A 15,279-nucleotide genomic window follows, 5' to 3' on the forward strand; every position below is an offset into this window, starting at 1 on the left:
AGGGATCCAGGGCGCATGGCGTCAGCTCGTGTTGAGGGAGCTGAATCATGGCGAGCGGGCCGAAGCGAGAGAAGTCGTTAGTTATGATCGCAGCGATAGGCGAACATGATGATGACTGCGTTGCGTGATATGTATCGCTAAATGCCCAGGCAGTGGGTTGCAGATCGTGGGAGTGGGTCCGCGCGGAGGCCACACGCGCACTTCGTCATGCATGACGAAAGTGCGGATGGGTCTGGCGCAATGCTGCGCTGCAAGGTTGGAACGCCGGGAGCGATTGCCAGAGTACCGTCGTTCCGAGCGCACTCGTGGCGGGCGTAATGAGGTCGCGGACACGCATGCGCTGCGCTGTCCATCTGCCACCGCTGCTGTCGCTGCAGCAATCACCGCCTGCATGACGATGCGCCGATCGGTGTACGAACGCAGGGTGCGATCTCGCTCATGCAACGATGCTGACGCAGCGGCGCCGCTTGCATATCGGCCGATGCCTGCATCGATGCAGGACCTGCATCGATGCGGCACCGACTGATCGATCAACGCCCGATCACCCGCTTGAACGGTGGCAGCGCGTCGATGATGCGTTTTCCGTAGCGACGCGTCAGCAGGCGCGAGTCGAGAATGATGACGCGGCCGTGGTCGCTGGAACTGCGGATCAAACGGCCGGCGAACTGCGTCAGCGTGCGCAGCGCATGCGGAATGGCGATCAGGTTGAACGCATTGTGGCCGCGGCTTTCCAGCCATTCGCTCAAGGTAGAGGTCTGCGGATCGGTCGGCACGGCGAAGGGCACCTGGGTAATGACCACCGTGGTGCAGGCCTCGCCGGGCAGATCCAGGCCTTCGCCGAAGGAATTGAGCCCGAACAACACAGAGCCCTCGCCAGCGGCGATGCGGCGCAGGTGTTCGGTGATCAGCTGCGACTTGTTGCCTTCGCCCTGCACCAGCACGCGGTTGCGTTGCGCCAGCGGCATCAGGTCGGCGACCTTTTCCATCTTCCAGCGCGAGGTGAACAGCACGATGCTGCCCTTGGCGTTCCAGTCCAGTTCGCGCACCAGATACCTGGCCACTTCCTTGGGATGCCCTTCGCGATCGTCCGGGGTGACCGGGAAATTGGGCACGATCAGCTCGGCCTGATTGGGCAGGTCGAACGGCGAGGCCAGCGAGGCCATCTCGGCGTGATCGGGCAGGCCGTTGTCGATGGCGAAGGACTGGAAATCGCCGCCGCCGGTGAGCGTGGCCGAGGTCATCACCACCGAATCCACCTCGTTCCAGATCATCGTTCGCAGCACTTGCGCAGCCGACACCGGCGAGCAGTGGCAGATCAGGTCGCCATCGCGTGACAGGGTGATCCAGCGCGCCATCGGCGGCTGGCCTTCCTTGTCTTCGCGCCGCCAGCCGCTCCACAGATTGTGCTGCTGCTCGGCCATTTCCAGGGCCAGGCCCAGGTTGCGTTGCAGGCGCTCGCGTGCGGCATCGTCCTGTTTTCCCTTGGCAATCGCACTGTGTGCGGCATGCACCCAGTTGAACAGCGCGCGGGTGTCTTCGCCGAGTTCTTCGATGGCCGGGCCCCACTGCGGCGGCAACTTGCCGTTGGCCGCACGCCACAACGGATCGCGCTCGCCGGGCTCGGGCTTCCAGACGCGCTCGACCTCGGCATGGAAGGCCTTGAGCAGTTTGGACACCCGCGCCGCCACGTCGATGGCTTCGTTGGGCAGCAGGTTGCCGATCTTGTCCTTGTCCACTGCGCGGTACGCAGCGGCGACGAGAATCTGCATGCGGCCAGTGCGCTTGGCCATCTCGTCCAGCGGCAGATTGGCCGCACCCTGGTCGATCGCCACGCCGGCGACGTGATGGCCCTCGTCGAGCACCAGCAGCATGTCCGACGGCGGGGCGATCAGCGGCTGGCCGTTTTCGGCATCGCCCAGCGACAGCGAAGACAGCAGCAAGGCGTGGTTGGTGACCACGATCTGCGCTTCGCGCACATCGGTGCGCGCCTTGAGCACCGGGCACTGCGCGGCATAACTGCAGCGTCGCCCCGCACAGCCGGAGGCCGGCGTGGTGATGCGCATGCGCAGCGGCACCGACACCTGCTCGGGCGCATCGTCCAGGTCGCCGTTCCAGGTGCGCGCGGCATAGGCCTTGGTCAGCCGTTTGGCCAGATCCGCATCGACGGGGCTGAGCGGGCGGTCGTACAGCGCCTGCTCGTCTTCGAACATGGCGTTCTGGCTGGTGTCGCCTTCCAGTTCGGCGGCATTGCGCGTGCACAGATAGCGGGTGCGGCCCTTGGCCAGCGCCACGGTCGCTTCCAGGCCGGTGGCCTTGAGGAAGGCCGGGATGTCGCGCTCCACCAACTGCGACTGCAGCGCCACGGTACCGGTGCTGATCACCAGCTTCTTCTTGGTGGCCAGGGCGATCGGCACGCCGGCGGTGAGATAGCCCAGGCTCTTGCCCACGCCGGTGGGCGCCTCGGCAATGCCGATGCCGCCGGAGGTGGCCAGCGCACGCGAGACCAGGCCGATCATCTGGCTCTGCGCACGGCGGGTGGCGAAGCCGGGCGTATTGGCCTGCAGCTTGGCGTAGGCGTCGCGGATGCCGGCCTTGATCGGGTCGGTCAGCACACGCTGGGTGGGAACGGGCGCGGACGGCGCAGCCGGTGGGGCAAGATCACTCATCGCGCTATTTTCGCACGGACCGGCGCAGCGCCTGCGACCGATACGTGCGGCAGCTGAACCTGTTTGTGCGCTGCCGATGCATCGCCTGGGACCCAAGCGCTGAAGAACGGCGGGGTGTCGACGGGTAGAGGCGCAGGCTGCGCTCGACACGTGCCTGCCTGCCGCGCGTGCCGCTGTCGAGCACTCCTGGTCGTTGCGACTGCCGGGCAGCGATACGTGGCCGCGCTGGAAGACCGGCGCCCGGCGCGCACCGCCAGACTGTCAGACCACTGCGATCAAGCGCGTCGCGGCCAGGCGTAACGCGTCCAGACCAGGCCGATCACGGCCATCATCACGCCCACCGCCAGCATGCCGATACCCACCCCGGCCGGACCGAAGCGCTCGTACAGCAGGCCTGCCCGGTTGACGGTCGCCAGGGACTGCGGATGCAGCAATGTCCAACCGCCCTGCCCTGCACAGATCAGCCCGACCAGGGTGAGCGCCAGCGCCTTGAGCGGGATCATGCGCGCGGACCGGCAGCAGGCGGCGGCCGTTGCAGGCTGCGCGCCAGGGTCCACACCAGCACGCCGATGCCCACGCCCTGCACGGCGGTCAGCACGAAGCGACCGACGCCCATCACCAGACCGATCTGGCGCACGTTGCCCTGCTGCATCAACAGCATCGGAATCGCCTGCAGGGCCACCTCGGCCAGCACACAGCCCAGCAGCAGCCACAGCCCGGCCAGCGCGGCACGCCGCAACGGCCCGAACGGGGCGCGCCACAGCAGGACCAGCCCCAGCAACAAGGCGATCAGCATCGGCACCCGCGACAACAGGCTGGTGATCAGGCTGAGCAGGATGTCGGTGGTGGTCATGGTCAACGGCTCAGTCCGCGCTGACCAGCACGGCATCGCGTGCGCGCAGCGCGGTGTAGACCGGGTCGGTATCCGGGCGCACGCCGTGCCACAGCGCGAAACTTTCGGCAGCCTGTTCCACCAGCATGCCCAGGCCGTCGATGGTGTAGCGGCATTGCGCCGCGCGCGCCCAGGCCAGGAACGCGATGGCGGTTTGCCCGTAGTTGAGATCCACCGCGGCAGTGAGGCTGTTGACCAGCCCCAGCGGCAGCGCGAACGCACCGGCGTCGCGGTCGCGCCCGGCGGCGGTGGCGTTGACGATCAACTCGAAGTCGCCGAGGTCGCGCAGGTCTTCGATGTAACGCGACACCACCCGACCGGGTTCGCCGAGCGCATCGCACAACGCATCGGCGCGCTCGGGCGAGCGGTTCACCACCACCATTTCGGTGATGCCCGCTTCCAGCAAGGCCGGCGCGACGCCGCGGGCGGCACCACCGGCGCCGAGCAGCAACACGCGACGACCGCGCAGATCCAGGCCGTGGCGATCGGTGAGATCGCGCACCAAGCCGATGCCGTCGGTGTTATCGCCCTGCCATTGACCGTCGTTGCGCACCAGCGTGTTCACCGCCCCGGCCAGCTGCGCGCGATCGCTCAGGCTGGCGGCCAGCGCGAAGGCGGCCTCTTTCAACGGCAAGGTGACGTTTGCGCCCTTGCCGCCTTCGTCGGCGAAGCGCTGCAGCGTGCTGGCGAACGCTTCCGGCGGCGCATCGATGGCGGTGTAGTCCAGCGCGATGCCGGTCTGCTTGCCGAAGTCGGCATGGATGGTCGGCGACAGCGAATGGGCGACAGGGTGACCGAACACGGCATAACGGGATACGGGCATGAAACGTTCTCTGGTTGACTAGACTGTGCGCGACTTGGAGCAGGAACACCGCATGCAACTTCGATGGACGCCGCTCGCGCTGGCGGCGAGTTTACTCTTCGTCCCGTCCGCGTCGGGACTTGCCGAGTTCGGCATCGAAGGCATGGGCGTGGTGTCCACACCGGCCAACGAGGCGCACGCCACGCTCAGCCCGGATGGGCAACGCATCGTCTGGGCCAGCGACCGCGCCGGAGGCCCCGGGGGCTGGGACCTGTGGCAGGCGCATCTACGCGGCGGGCGCTGGCAGGACGCGCAGCCGCTGCCGCTCAATACCGCCCAGGACGAGATCACGCCGCTGTTCAGTGCCGATGGACGCTGGCTGCTGTTCGCCTCGTCGCGGCCCGGCGGCGCCGGTGGCAGCGACCTGTACCGCGTGCCGGTGGATGCGCAGGGCGGCCTGGGCGCGGTGCAATCGCTGGGCGCGGCGGTCAACAGCCGCGGCAACGAGCGCGCGCCCAGCCTGTCGCTGGACGGCACACGCCTCCTGTTCGCCAGCGATGGCCACGGCGGCGCCGGCGGCCTGGATGTGTGGGTGGCGCGCTGGGACGGGCACGCGTTTACCGCACCCGTGCCCCTGCGCGACATCAATACCGGCGCCGACGAACTGGATGCGGCCTGGCTTGGCGACGGGCGTGGCCTGGTATGGGCGCGCGGTGCAGTCGATGGCCCCAGCCAGTTGCTGCTGGCCGTGTGCACTGACGGGCATTACGCCCAGGGCCAAGCCTTGCCGCTGTCGTTCAACGGGCCGCAGGAGCGCACGTTCGGCGCGGTGGTGGATGCGGCCAAACCGGGCGAACTGCTGGTCACCGGCAGCGCGCGTGCGCCACGCGCGGGGCAGCTGGATATCTACCGGATGAAAGCGCCGGCGCCAGAGGGAGATGCCAGCTGCCGTTGAGGGCGGATGGATGCCGCCACCGCGCCTCCACGAACGGATTCACGGCGTGTGCCGCGAGCAGTGAGGGCGCCGCGCACTCGACCAACCAGGCTTCGACGTGTGGTTAGCCCCTCCAGGGCTACGACGCAGTGGTCATGACTGCGCTCAATACACATCGCGCCGATAACGGCCCGCTGCGGTCAACGACTCCAAGCGCGCCTGGCCCAACATCTCGCGCAGCGCGAGGTCGACTTCGCGCGCCATGCTGTCCAGGCTGCCGCAGACGTAGATCACCGCACCGCGGTCGATCCAGTGCCGTAGCGCGTCGCCTGCATCGCGCAATCGATGCTGCACGTAGCGCTTGTGCGGCTGATCGCGCGAGAACACCCAGTCCAGCTGTTGCAGATGACCGCTTGCCTGCCAGGCCTGCAGTTCATCGGCCAACAGCCGGTCGTGTGCGGCATGCCGTTCGCCGAACAACAGCCAGTGCCCGTGCACGCCAGCCAGCTCGGCCTCGCGCAACAAGGCGCGTAAACCGGCGATACCGGTGCCGTTGCCGATCAATACCATCGGCGCCGCCTCGACGCGATGGAAGCCCGGATTGGTGCGCAGTCGCGCGCGCACCGCCGCACCCGTCGGCGCATGGCAGATCAGCCAGCCCGAGCCCAGTCCGGGACGGCCATCGCTGCGGGTGGTCAGGCGCACCACCGCCGTGGCCACGCCATCGGCCGGCACGCTGGCCAGCGAATAGTCGCGCGTGGGCAGCCAGTCGCAGGCATCCAGCCAGGCCTGTGGGTCCGGAGGCGGCACGGGCGGCGTGGCCGGCGTCGGCGGCAGCACACGCTCGGCGGCGGCCTGATGCAGCGGCAGCAACTGCGCATCGACATGCACCAAGGCATCGGGCAGCATGCCCCACGCCGCCAGACATGCACGCACCTGCGCATCGGCGTGCGCAGGCTGCACCTCGAGGATATCGCCCGCCTGCCAGTGCGCCTGCAGCGATGGCTGCAGGTCGATGCGCCAGATCGGCGCCCCCGCGCTGCCGGGGTTGAGATGCGTGCGCGAGGACAGCGTCCACTGCGTCAGGCGTGGACGCGTCAGCGCGACATCGGCCAACGGCGCACCGGCGATCTGCGCCAGCTGCGCATGCCATTGCGCCAGCGCCTGCGGATCGGCGTTGTCCATTTCCACTGCGGGGAACAACGCGCGTGCGCCCTGCGCGTCCAGCCACTGCTCGATGCGCCGCGAAAACCCGCAAAACTGCGCGTATTGGCGGTCTCCCAGCGCCAGCACCGCGTAAGCCAGCTGCGGCAAGGCCATGCGTTGACGCAGCAGCTCGCGCTCGAATCCGCGCGCCGCATCCGGCGGCTCGCCATCGCCGAAGGTACTGATCACCAGCAAGGCGCGCCGGGCGGCCTGCAGCTGCTGCGCGTCCACCTGCGCCAACGCGCGCACCTGCACCGGCAGGCCGGCCGTCTGCAGGTGCCCGGCCGCCTGCCAGGCCAGCCGTTCGGCAAAGCCGCTCTGGCTGGCGAAGGCAATCAGCCATGGCTCGGCCTGCGACGCCGGCGGCGCGCCCTGCAGCAGCACGCGTGCGGCGCGCAGCTCGCGCTTCTTGCGGCGGCGATCCAGGTACAGCATCCAGCCGCTGATGAAGAACACCGACATGCCGAGGCTCGCCAGCATCACCACGATGCGTCCCGGCAAACCGAAAAAACTGCCCGAATGCAGCGGGAACATGCTCACCAGCCACTGCTGGCCGCGCGGCAACTGCGCGTACTCCTGGCGACGCAGCAACGCGCCGCTGGCGGCGTCGATTTCCAGATTGTCGTAGGCGCGGTCGTGGTCTGGCCGGTCCGGCAAGAACCGCACGCTCATCGGTTGCCCCGCACGGGTGGGGACGCGCAGATCCAACGCGGCGTGATGGGTGCCCGGGATGCCGTCCAGGGTGCGCTGCACACGCGCGAAATCCACCGTCGCCGGCCGATGCCCGCCCCCGTCGCCGCGCATGGCCGGCTCCTTGCCGAGCAAGGCCACCATGCCGTCGCGATACCAGTCGTACGACCAGGTCAGCCCGGTCAGCGCGACCAGCAGGTAGACCAGCAGACACCAGGTGCCGAACACCGCATGCAGGCTCCATAGAAAACTGCGCCCCTGCCGCCGCCATTCCACCACCCACCAGGTCCGCAGGCTCCACCAGCGCCGCGGCCAACGCAGATACAGTCCGGACGCACAGAAAAACAGCAGGACAAATGTGCACGCGCCGGTCACTGCCTGGCCGCGCTTGCCTGCGGTCAGATGGCGGTGCAGGTCTTCGATAAACGCAAATGCCGTGCTCAAGCGCGGTGCGGCAACGCGCGCGCCGGTGTAAGGGTCGAAGTACACGCGCCCGCCGCCCTTGCCCGCCAGACGTGCGGTGGATGGCCGCGCGCCGGTGGGGTCGATCAGCATGCGTGTCACCGCCTGCTGTTTTCCTGCATCGGGCTGCGCCAGGTCGAGCCGCTGCAGCAACACATCCACCGGCAACGCACGCTCGCCGGCGGCATGCCGCACGGCCAGCTGCGCGATGGCCGGGTTGGCCAGCCGCACGATTTCGTTTTCGAAGGACATCAGCGCGCCGGTCACCCCCATCACCGACAGCACCAGACCGGCCGTGATGCCGAGCAGCCAGTGCAGTTGGAACAGAACCGTCTTGAACACGCGCGAACAACCTGAAGCAGCAGGGCTCGCCATTGTAGATGAGAATCGTTATCGCAGTCGGCGCACCTGGATCGATGGCGATTGCGCCGTCCTGCAGCGGCCCTGGCCGGCCACGCTGCTTTCGCATCGCGATCAGGCGCCTCCCTGGTTGCCGGCCTGCGGCTCTAAGACTGCGATGTATCAGGGGGGCAGAAGCAGATCGCGTGGAGTCAGATCAAACCGCTACAGCGCTAACCAGGCCGGCGCTGCCGGTGCGTGCAACAACGCGGAAGAATCGGAGAAGACCAGCGGATGACTCCTCACCGCTTCGGATGCACGTGCAGCGGCATCCATGAAAGATGCCACCACAACACCTCTCGCGCAGCACGTCTGGACGCGCTCAGCCTTCGCGCAGCCAGCGCGCCACTTGCGGCGCGAAATAGGTCAGCACGCCATCGGCGCCTGCGCGCTTGAAGGCCATCAGCGCCTCCAGCACGCAACGGCGTTCGTCCAGCCAGCCGTTGGCCGCCGCCGCCTTGAGCATGGCGTACTCGCCGCTGACCTGGTAGGCAAAGGTGGGCACGCGAAATTCTTCCTTCACCCGGCGCACCACATCCAGGTACGGCATGCCCGGCTTGACCATCACCATGTCCGCGCCCTCTTCCAGGTCCAGCGCGATTTCGCGCATGGCCTCGTCGCTGTTGGCCGGGTCCATCTGATAGGTGGTCTTGTCGGCCTTGCCCAGATTGCCGGCGCTGCCCACCGCATCGCGGAACGGGCCGTAGAACGCCGACGCGTACTTGGCCGAGTAAGCCATGATGCGCACGTTGAGATGATCGTCGGCATCGAGCGCGCGGCGAATCGCGCCGATGCGGCCATCCATCATGTCCGATGGCGAAATGATGTCCACGCCGGCCTGCGCATGCGACAGCGACTGCCTGACCAGCGCCTCGACGGTGATTTCGTTGAGCACATAGCCCTTGGCGTCGATGATGCCGTCCTGGCCGTGGGTGGTGTACGGGTCCAGCGCCACGTCGGTCATGACCCCCAGCTCCGGGAAGCGCGACTTGAGCGCGCGCACCGCACGCTGCGCCAGGCCGTCCGGATTCCAGGCTTCGGCAGCATCCAGGCTCTTGCCGGCCGGATCGATCACCGGGAACAGGTCGATCACCGGAATGCCCAGTTCCAGCGCGCGCTCTGCTTCGCGCAGCAGCTCGTCCAGCGACAGACGCTCCACCCCCGGCATCGAGGCGATGGGCGCACGGCCGGACAACTCATGCACGAACACCGGCCAGATCAGGTCATCGGTGGTCAAGGTGTTTTCGCGCATCAAGCGGCGCGAAAACGCATCGTGGCGCATGCGGCGGGGGCGATAGTGCGGATGGGCCATGACAAGGCTCCTTGTGACAGCCCACAAGTCTACGCCCGCCGCCTTGCTGCGGACGCCGCTGCGACGCACTGTCGCAGCGCTGCAATCGCTAGATCACGCCCCCGCCGATACTCAAGCGGATCACCCCGACCACGATCACCAGGCCGTTGAGCAGCAGGCCGGTCTTGGCGCGGCCACGATGGCCGGCCGAGGTAAACAACAGCGCGATCGCCGCGATCAGCGCACCCACTGCCGCGAACGGAATCAGGAACCAGTTGCCCCAGCCCAGCAGCGGAATGAAGGCCAGCACCATCCACAGCAGCGCCACGATCCCCCATAACAGACTGATCAATCCCACGTGCCACCTCGCATTGAACAAAGCACGAGCTTACCGGCGCCGCCGTCCGCACGGCGTGGGCGGGTGGTCATCATGACCAATGGCGGCTTGGCGGCGGCCTCACACGGGCGTGGCTAGTGTGCGACAGCGTCCGCTGCGATTCAGAGTGCTGACAGGACCATTGAGTCGCCGCCACCGGGTGGCACAGCGGCTTGTCGCGTCGTGTTAGCCAGTCTTCAGTCCGGGCGCCGGATCATCGCCGTCATCACCATCTTTCAGGGGGCCACATCATGAACAGGCATTTCGTCGTCGGCGCTGCACTGGCCCTGCTGCTGGCCGGCTGCGCCAGCAGCTCCAAGGTGATGCTCGGCCAGGCACGCGCCCCGATCGACCCCGCCCAGGTGCAGGTCTATTCGCATGCCCCGGTCGGCTCGGTGGAGATCGCCCAGCTCGAATCCACCAGCGCCGCCGGCTTCGGCACCCAGGGCCAGACCGATGCCGCCGTGCAGCGCCTCAAGCGCGAAGCCGCCAAGCTCGGCGCCAACGGCGTGGTCATCGTCGGCGTTGGCTCGGAGCGCTCCGGCGGCGGCCTGTCGGTCGGCGGCGGCAGCTACGGCGGCCGCGTCGGCGGCGGCCTGGGGATCGGCATCCCGACCACGCAGAAGCGCGCGGCAGGCATGGCGATCTGGGTGCCGGCGGGGGCGCAAACCGGGCCGGGCTCGGACGCTCCGCCGCCAGCGCACTAACCCGCCAACTACTTCAACCAGCGGCATGGGGCGACTGGCGACGGCTGCCTCATACCCATGTTGCGCCCTCTGCTCAGCGCTTTTTCTGCTGCGCCGGGATGAACTGCGTTTCCACTGCCTTGGCCAGCTGATCCGGTGGTAGCAGGCCCTGGTCGAGCAGGAAGTTGTTGAAGGCCAGGCGGTCGAATTTCTTGCCGAGCGCCAGTTCGGTGCGCATGCGCAGTTCGAGGATGCGGGTGTAGCCGTAGAAATAGCTGCCGGCCTGGCCGGGGGCGCGGACGGTGTAGCGGTCCAGTTCCTGGCGGGTCATCGCCGGCGACAGGCCGACGTCGTCTTCCAGTACCTGGCGGGCGCGTTCGCGGTCGATCAGGCCCAGGTTCAGCATGGGGTCGAGCATGGCGCGGGCCGCGCGCAGCAGGCGGAACTGCAGGGCGATCAGCTGCCCGTCGAGCGGCTCGTACGGCACCATTTCGGCTTCGGCGTACAGCGCCCAGCCTTCGACGTTGACCGAGTTGAACGCGAACAGGCTGCGCGCCAGCGACACGCCGCGTTCGACCATGGCGGTGAACTGCAGCTCGTGGCCGGGGCGGCCTTCATGCGCGCTGAGCGTCCAGGCGGCCGAGCCGAAGTTGAAGTCGTCGTACTGCTCCTTCTTGCCGCCCTCGGCGGACGGGTTGCCCAACGGCAGCACGAACTGGCCCTGCTGGCCGGTATTGCCGATCAACGGCGCCGGCAGGAAGTGCGGTGCCGGCTGCGCGGCGCTTTCGGCGGCACTGCCCAGGCGCATCTGCATCGGGCGGTTGGGCACATCGACGATGCGCTGCTGGCGGATGATCGGGTCGATCTGGTCGATCACGCCGCGGTAGTGGGTTTCCAGCTGGTCGTCGGCGATCTTGTTGCCCTTGAGCGCACGGATCACCTGCACATACTCGTTGCCCTGCACGCCCTTGGCCTTGGCCACCAGCGGCGCCAGCTGGCGCATGGCCGAGCGGGTCTCCATGAATTCCAGTTGCGCGCGCTGGATCAGCTGCTGCGGCGCGATATCGATCCCGACCTGCTTGAGCTGGAAGGCGTATAGCGGCTCGGGCAGGCGGGTGTCCTTGCGCGCCTTGGGCAGCACGCTGCTGCGGGTCCAGGCGGCATAGTCCTTGAGCTGCGTGGACATGGCCTTGAGCGCTTCGTCGGCGCCGGCGATCTTGTACTTGGCGAACAGCTCGCCGATGCCTGCGACGTAGGTGTCCACGTTGGCCAGCGCCTGCTCCACTTCGCGCTGGGTGGGCTGCAGCAACGCGGTGTTGCTCAGCTTTTCCTCGTAGCGCTGGCGCGCCAGCGTGGTGGTGGGCGTGCTGCCCGGCACCAGGCCGACGTAACGCTTGAGGCGGTCCAGCGCCTTGGCGCGGCGCTCGGGCACGGTCTGGTCGGACAGCAGACCGTTGAGGCCACTGAAGACCGCCTCGGGTGCGTCGCTCCAGGGCAACAGATAGCGCTCGTTGAGCTCGCTGCCTTCGATGTTCTGCTCGGCCGCGCCGATCATGATCTGCAGGTCCTGGCGCACGTTGGCATCGCGCTCGGTGGTCAGCTTGGTCTGCAACGTGGCGCGTGCCTTGCGCATGGCATCGCGGTAGCGCGCGGCGTTGTCCGGGCCCAGGTCGACGACCTGATCGTCGTAGCCGGGCACACCGAAGAAGCTGGCGTATTCGGGCTGGAACGGCGCCTGCGCGTTGAGCAGGATCTGCGCATACCCGTTGCTGGTCTGCACCCAGGCCGGGCTGGCGGGTTGTGTCGGCGCTGTCTTGCCGGTCTGTGCCTGCAACGGCAACGAGGAACCGAGCGCCAGCGCAACGGCGAGAACGAGTGGCTTCATGAGGCAGATCCGCGAAGTGAGTAGCGCGACCCTACCCATCTGCAACGATCGCGGCAATCTGCCTTAGGTCATGGCAGGCAGGGCTGCGGTGGCGAGACTGTGGCCGGCACCATATCGATCTGGCCGCCATGGGTGCCGGCGAAGGTCAGTGTCTGGTACCTCCAACGGCCATGCCTGCGCGTGGCATCCACCTGCAGGCTACCGTTCCCGCGCGGCCCATGCAGGCCGACGCTGAAATGCGCCTCGCCGATGTCGCCGACGTAACTGATGCTGCCATCGGGCAGGAACGCTTCGGTGATGGGCGTGCCCAGGGTCTGCACGACCTGCGTATCGGCCTTGGCGATGCGCAGCGCGTCGCGGTACACATCGCTGGATTTCACCACTGCGGAAATCACGCAGATCAACGCGCCGATCACCAACGCCAGCAGCACGAACAGCACCACACCGATGCCGGGAACGACCCACTTCCAATGCCGGTTCCAGACATCGACAGCGCGCGGGCGCTGCGGCGATGCAGCGGGGATGGGTGGCGGCAGCGACATGGCACTCCTTGCGCAAATGCAGGGGAAAACGGCAGGCGAGACCTAGAGCGTCTACTGCTGCGACGGCATCAGGCAGCGCTGCAGGAACGCCTCGGCGGTCTTGTAACGGTGCAACGCCGTACTGCCGGACAGGCCGTGCTTTGCGCCTGGATACGTCATCAATTCGAAGGGCGTGCCGCGTTGCTGCAGCGCGCTCATCAGCGCGGTGGAGTTGGTGAACAGCACGTTGTCGTCGGCCATGCCGTGGATCAGCAGCAGCCTGGCGTGCAGGCCATCCAGATGGGTGGCGACGCGCGCGTTGCGATAGCCGGCGGCGTTGCCGGCCGGCAGGTCCATGTAACGCTCGGTGTAGTGGGTGTCGTACAGGCCCCAATCGGTGACCGGTGCGCCGGCCACGCCGCAGGCGTAGGCGTCGCTGTGTTTGGCCAGCAGCATCAGCGTCATGTAGCCGCCGTTGGACCAGCCCTGCACGCCGATGCGGGCCGGGTCCACCCAACGCTGCGCCTTGAGCCAGGCCACGCCTTGCAGCTGGTCGTCCACTTCCACCGTGCCCTGCTTGCCGTACAGCGCGCCACCGAAGTCGCGGCCGCGTCGCGGGGTGCCACGGTTATCCAGCGAAAACACCACGTAGCCACGCTGGGCAAGATATTGATCGAACAGCGCATCGCCACGGCTGGGCCACGCATCGAGCACGGTTTGTGCGGCGGGACCGCCGTAGACATAGACGATGACCGGGTAGCGCTTGGCCGGGTCGAAGTTGTCCGGCTTGGTCAGGCGGTAGTGCAGAGGTGTCTTGCCATCGGCTGCGGTCAGCGTGCCGAAACCGATCGGGCGCTGTGCATCCCGGTACCTGGCATAGGGATGTTGCGGATCGGCCAGGTCGTTCTTCAGCAACGTGGCGATTTTTTCGCCATTGGCGCGGAACAGCTCGATCTGCGGCGGCGTGGTGGTGTTGGACCAGCTGTCGACATACACGCTGGCATTGTTGGCGAAGCTGGCCGCATGCGTGCCGTTGGAGGCCGAGCGTTTTTCGATCGCACCGCCGGCCAGCGGCACCGCGTAGATGTGGGTCTGCGTGGGCGAGTCCTTGCTGCCGGCGAAGTACACCAGGCCGGCCTGCTCGTCGACGGCCAGCAGCGCGTCCACCACCCAGGCGCCGGAGGTCAGCGGCGTGAGCGTGGCGCCGTCTTCGGAGGCGATGTACAGATGTTCGTAACCGCTACGTTCGGAGTTCCAGACAAAGCGGCCGTCCTTGAGAAAACGCAGATCGTTGGTCAGCGGCACCCAGGTCGGCGAAGTTTCGGTGATCAGCGTGCGTTGCTTGCCGCTGGCCAGCGTGGCCTCGATCAGTTCCAGCGTCTTTTGATCGCGCGATTGACGCTGGAAGGTCAGGCGCTGTGCATCGCGCCAATCCACGCGTGCCAGGTAGATATCGGGGTTATTGCCCAGGTCGATCCAGCGCGGCGCGGCGTTGGCGCGCGGTGCGATCACACCCAGTCGCACAGCCACGTTGGGCTGGCCGGCCTGCGGATAGCGCTGGCTGATCACCTCAGTGTGATCGGCATAGACTTCCGGGCGCTTTTGCACCGGCACGCCGGATTCGTCGATGCGCGCGAAGGCGATCGCCGAGTCGTCCGGCGCCCACCAGTAGCCGGTGTGGCGATCCATTTCTTCGTCGGCGACGAACTCGGCCACGCCGTTGCCGACGGTCTGACTGCCGTCGCCGGTGAGCTGCAGCTGCTTGCCGCTGGCCAGGTCGATCACCCACAGGTTGCGCTCGCGCACGAAGCTGACAAAGCCGCCCTTGGGCGAGAGCTTGGCGTCGGTGGCGAAGCCTTCGCCGTGAGTCAGCGGGCGCACTGCGGCGGCGCCGGTCTTGTGCAGGTCGTACAGATACAACTCGCCACCCAGCGGGAACAACAGCGCCTGCGCATCCGGCGCCCACTGGTAATCGACGATGCCGTTGAACGCGGCGATGCGCTGGCGCTCGCGGCGGGCCTTTTCGACATCGCTGAGCGTTTCGGTGCCGGGCAGCACCACCTTGGAATCGACCAGCAGCCGGGTCTGGCCGCTGGCGATGTCGTATTCCCACAGGTCCAGCTGGTTGCGGTCGCTGTCCTTGCCGCGCAGGAAGGTCACGCGCGAACCATCCGGGGCCACCTTGGGCTTGAGCAAGGTCGGACCGGACAGCGGCAGCGGGCCGGTGATGGCCTCCAGGGTGAGTTTTTCGGCGTGGGCCATGGGGACGGTGCTGAGCATGAGGGCAAGGGCGGCGAACAGGGCGCGCATCGAAGATCCTGTCTTGAGACAGCGCACAGGATGCGGGCGCGCGGGGTGTTTGAAAAGCGCGGTGGTGGTGCGTGTGCGATGAGGGGGGCGCATTTCATGCGGCGCAGGTTGCGTGGGGCGGTGGGTGTGGCACCACTTGCGTACCCTCACCCCAACCCC

The 15,279-nt window shown here is 67.5% G+C and carries 12 protein-coding genes; 2 read left to right on the forward strand and 10 right to left on the reverse strand.

Annotated elements, in window-relative coordinates:
- Positions 1 to 530 precede the first annotated feature (530 nt).
- From dinG to aroE, 4 genes are all read right to left on the reverse strand, one after another.
- Positions 531 to 2,666 (reverse strand): ATP-dependent DNA helicase DinG, encoded by a 2,136-nt coding sequence (gene dinG / locus Y887_RS15815; protein WP_046965255.1) that lies wholly within the window; start codon positions 2,664 to 2,666, stop codon positions 531 to 533.
- A gap of 275 nt (positions 2,667 to 2,941) precedes the next feature.
- Entirely contained in the window at positions 2,942 to 3,169 is a 228-nt protein-coding gene (locus tag Y887_RS15820) for a hypothetical protein (protein WP_046965256.1), read from the reverse strand.
- Positions 3,166 to 3,519: a hypothetical protein gene (locus tag Y887_RS15825; protein ID WP_046965257.1), complete on the reverse strand. Its 354-nt coding sequence runs from the start codon at positions 3,517 to 3,519 to the stop codon at positions 3,166 to 3,168. The genes Y887_RS15820 and Y887_RS15825 overlap by 4 nt, the downstream gene beginning before the upstream one ends.
- A gap of 10 nt (positions 3,520 to 3,529) precedes the next feature.
- Complete coding sequence (gene aroE, locus Y887_RS15830) at positions 3,530 to 4,381, reverse strand: shikimate dehydrogenase (protein WP_046965258.1); 852 nt, start codon at positions 4,379 to 4,381, stop codon at positions 3,530 to 3,532.
- 52 nt (positions 4,382 to 4,433) lie between these two features.
- On the opposite strand from aroE, the gene Y887_RS15835 reads away from it, so the two are divergent.
- Complete coding sequence (locus Y887_RS15835) at positions 4,434 to 5,315, forward strand: TolB family protein (protein WP_046965270.1); 882 nt, start codon at positions 4,434 to 4,436, stop codon at positions 5,313 to 5,315.
- Positions 5,316 to 5,459: 144 nt separating this feature from the next.
- On the opposite strand, the gene Y887_RS15840 is transcribed toward Y887_RS15835, so the two are convergent.
- The 3 genes from Y887_RS15840 to Y887_RS15850 form a co-directional block, all read right to left on the reverse strand.
- Entirely contained in the window at positions 5,460 to 7,994 is a 2,535-nt protein-coding gene (locus tag Y887_RS15840) for a PepSY domain-containing protein (RefSeq protein ID WP_046965259.1), read from the reverse strand.
- 379 nt (positions 7,995 to 8,373) lie between these two features.
- Entirely contained in the window at positions 8,374 to 9,363 is a 990-nt protein-coding gene (gene hemB / locus Y887_RS15845) for a porphobilinogen synthase (RefSeq protein ID WP_046965260.1), read from the reverse strand.
- 88 nt (positions 9,364 to 9,451) lie between these two features.
- The gene (locus Y887_RS15850) at positions 9,452 to 9,694 is read right to left on the reverse strand and encodes a hypothetical protein (protein ID WP_181113368.1); all 243 of its coding nucleotides are present in this window, start codon (positions 9,692 to 9,694) and stop codon (positions 9,452 to 9,454) included.
- Positions 9,695 to 9,969: 275 nt separating this feature from the next.
- On the opposite strand from Y887_RS15850, the gene Y887_RS15855 reads away from it, so the two are divergent.
- Positions 9,970 to 10,425 (forward strand): hypothetical protein, encoded by a 456-nt coding sequence (locus tag Y887_RS15855; RefSeq protein ID WP_046965262.1) that lies wholly within the window; start codon positions 9,970 to 9,972, stop codon positions 10,423 to 10,425.
- A 73-nt stretch (positions 10,426 to 10,498) separates the two neighbouring features.
- On the opposite strand, the gene Y887_RS15860 is transcribed toward Y887_RS15855, so the two are convergent.
- The 3 genes from Y887_RS15860 to Y887_RS15870 all read right to left on the reverse strand — a co-directional run bounded on the left by Y887_RS15860 (position 10,499) and on the right by Y887_RS15870 (position 15,120).
- Positions 10,499 to 12,289 carry a DUF885 domain-containing protein gene (locus Y887_RS15860; RefSeq protein ID WP_046965263.1) on the reverse strand — a complete coding sequence of 597 codons (1,791 nt, stop codon included), beginning with the start codon at positions 12,287 to 12,289 and terminating at the stop codon, positions 10,499 to 10,501.
- Between the two features lie 68 nt (positions 12,290 to 12,357).
- A complete protein-coding gene (locus Y887_RS15865; RefSeq protein ID WP_046965264.1) occupies positions 12,358 to 12,831 on the reverse strand; it encodes a cytochrome c oxidase assembly factor Coa1 family protein in 474 nt (157 codons plus the stop codon).
- A 51-nt stretch (positions 12,832 to 12,882) separates the two neighbouring features.
- On the reverse strand, positions 12,883 to 15,120 hold the full coding sequence (locus Y887_RS15870; protein WP_046965265.1) for a S9 family peptidase: 2,238 nt from the start codon (positions 15,118 to 15,120) through the stop codon (positions 12,883 to 12,885).
- Positions 15,121 to 15,279: the final 159 nt, after the last annotated feature.

This window comes from Xanthomonas pisi DSM 18956 (assembly GCF_001010415.1).
GTDB lineage: Bacteria > Pseudomonadota > Gammaproteobacteria > Xanthomonadales > Xanthomonadaceae > Xanthomonas > Xanthomonas pisi.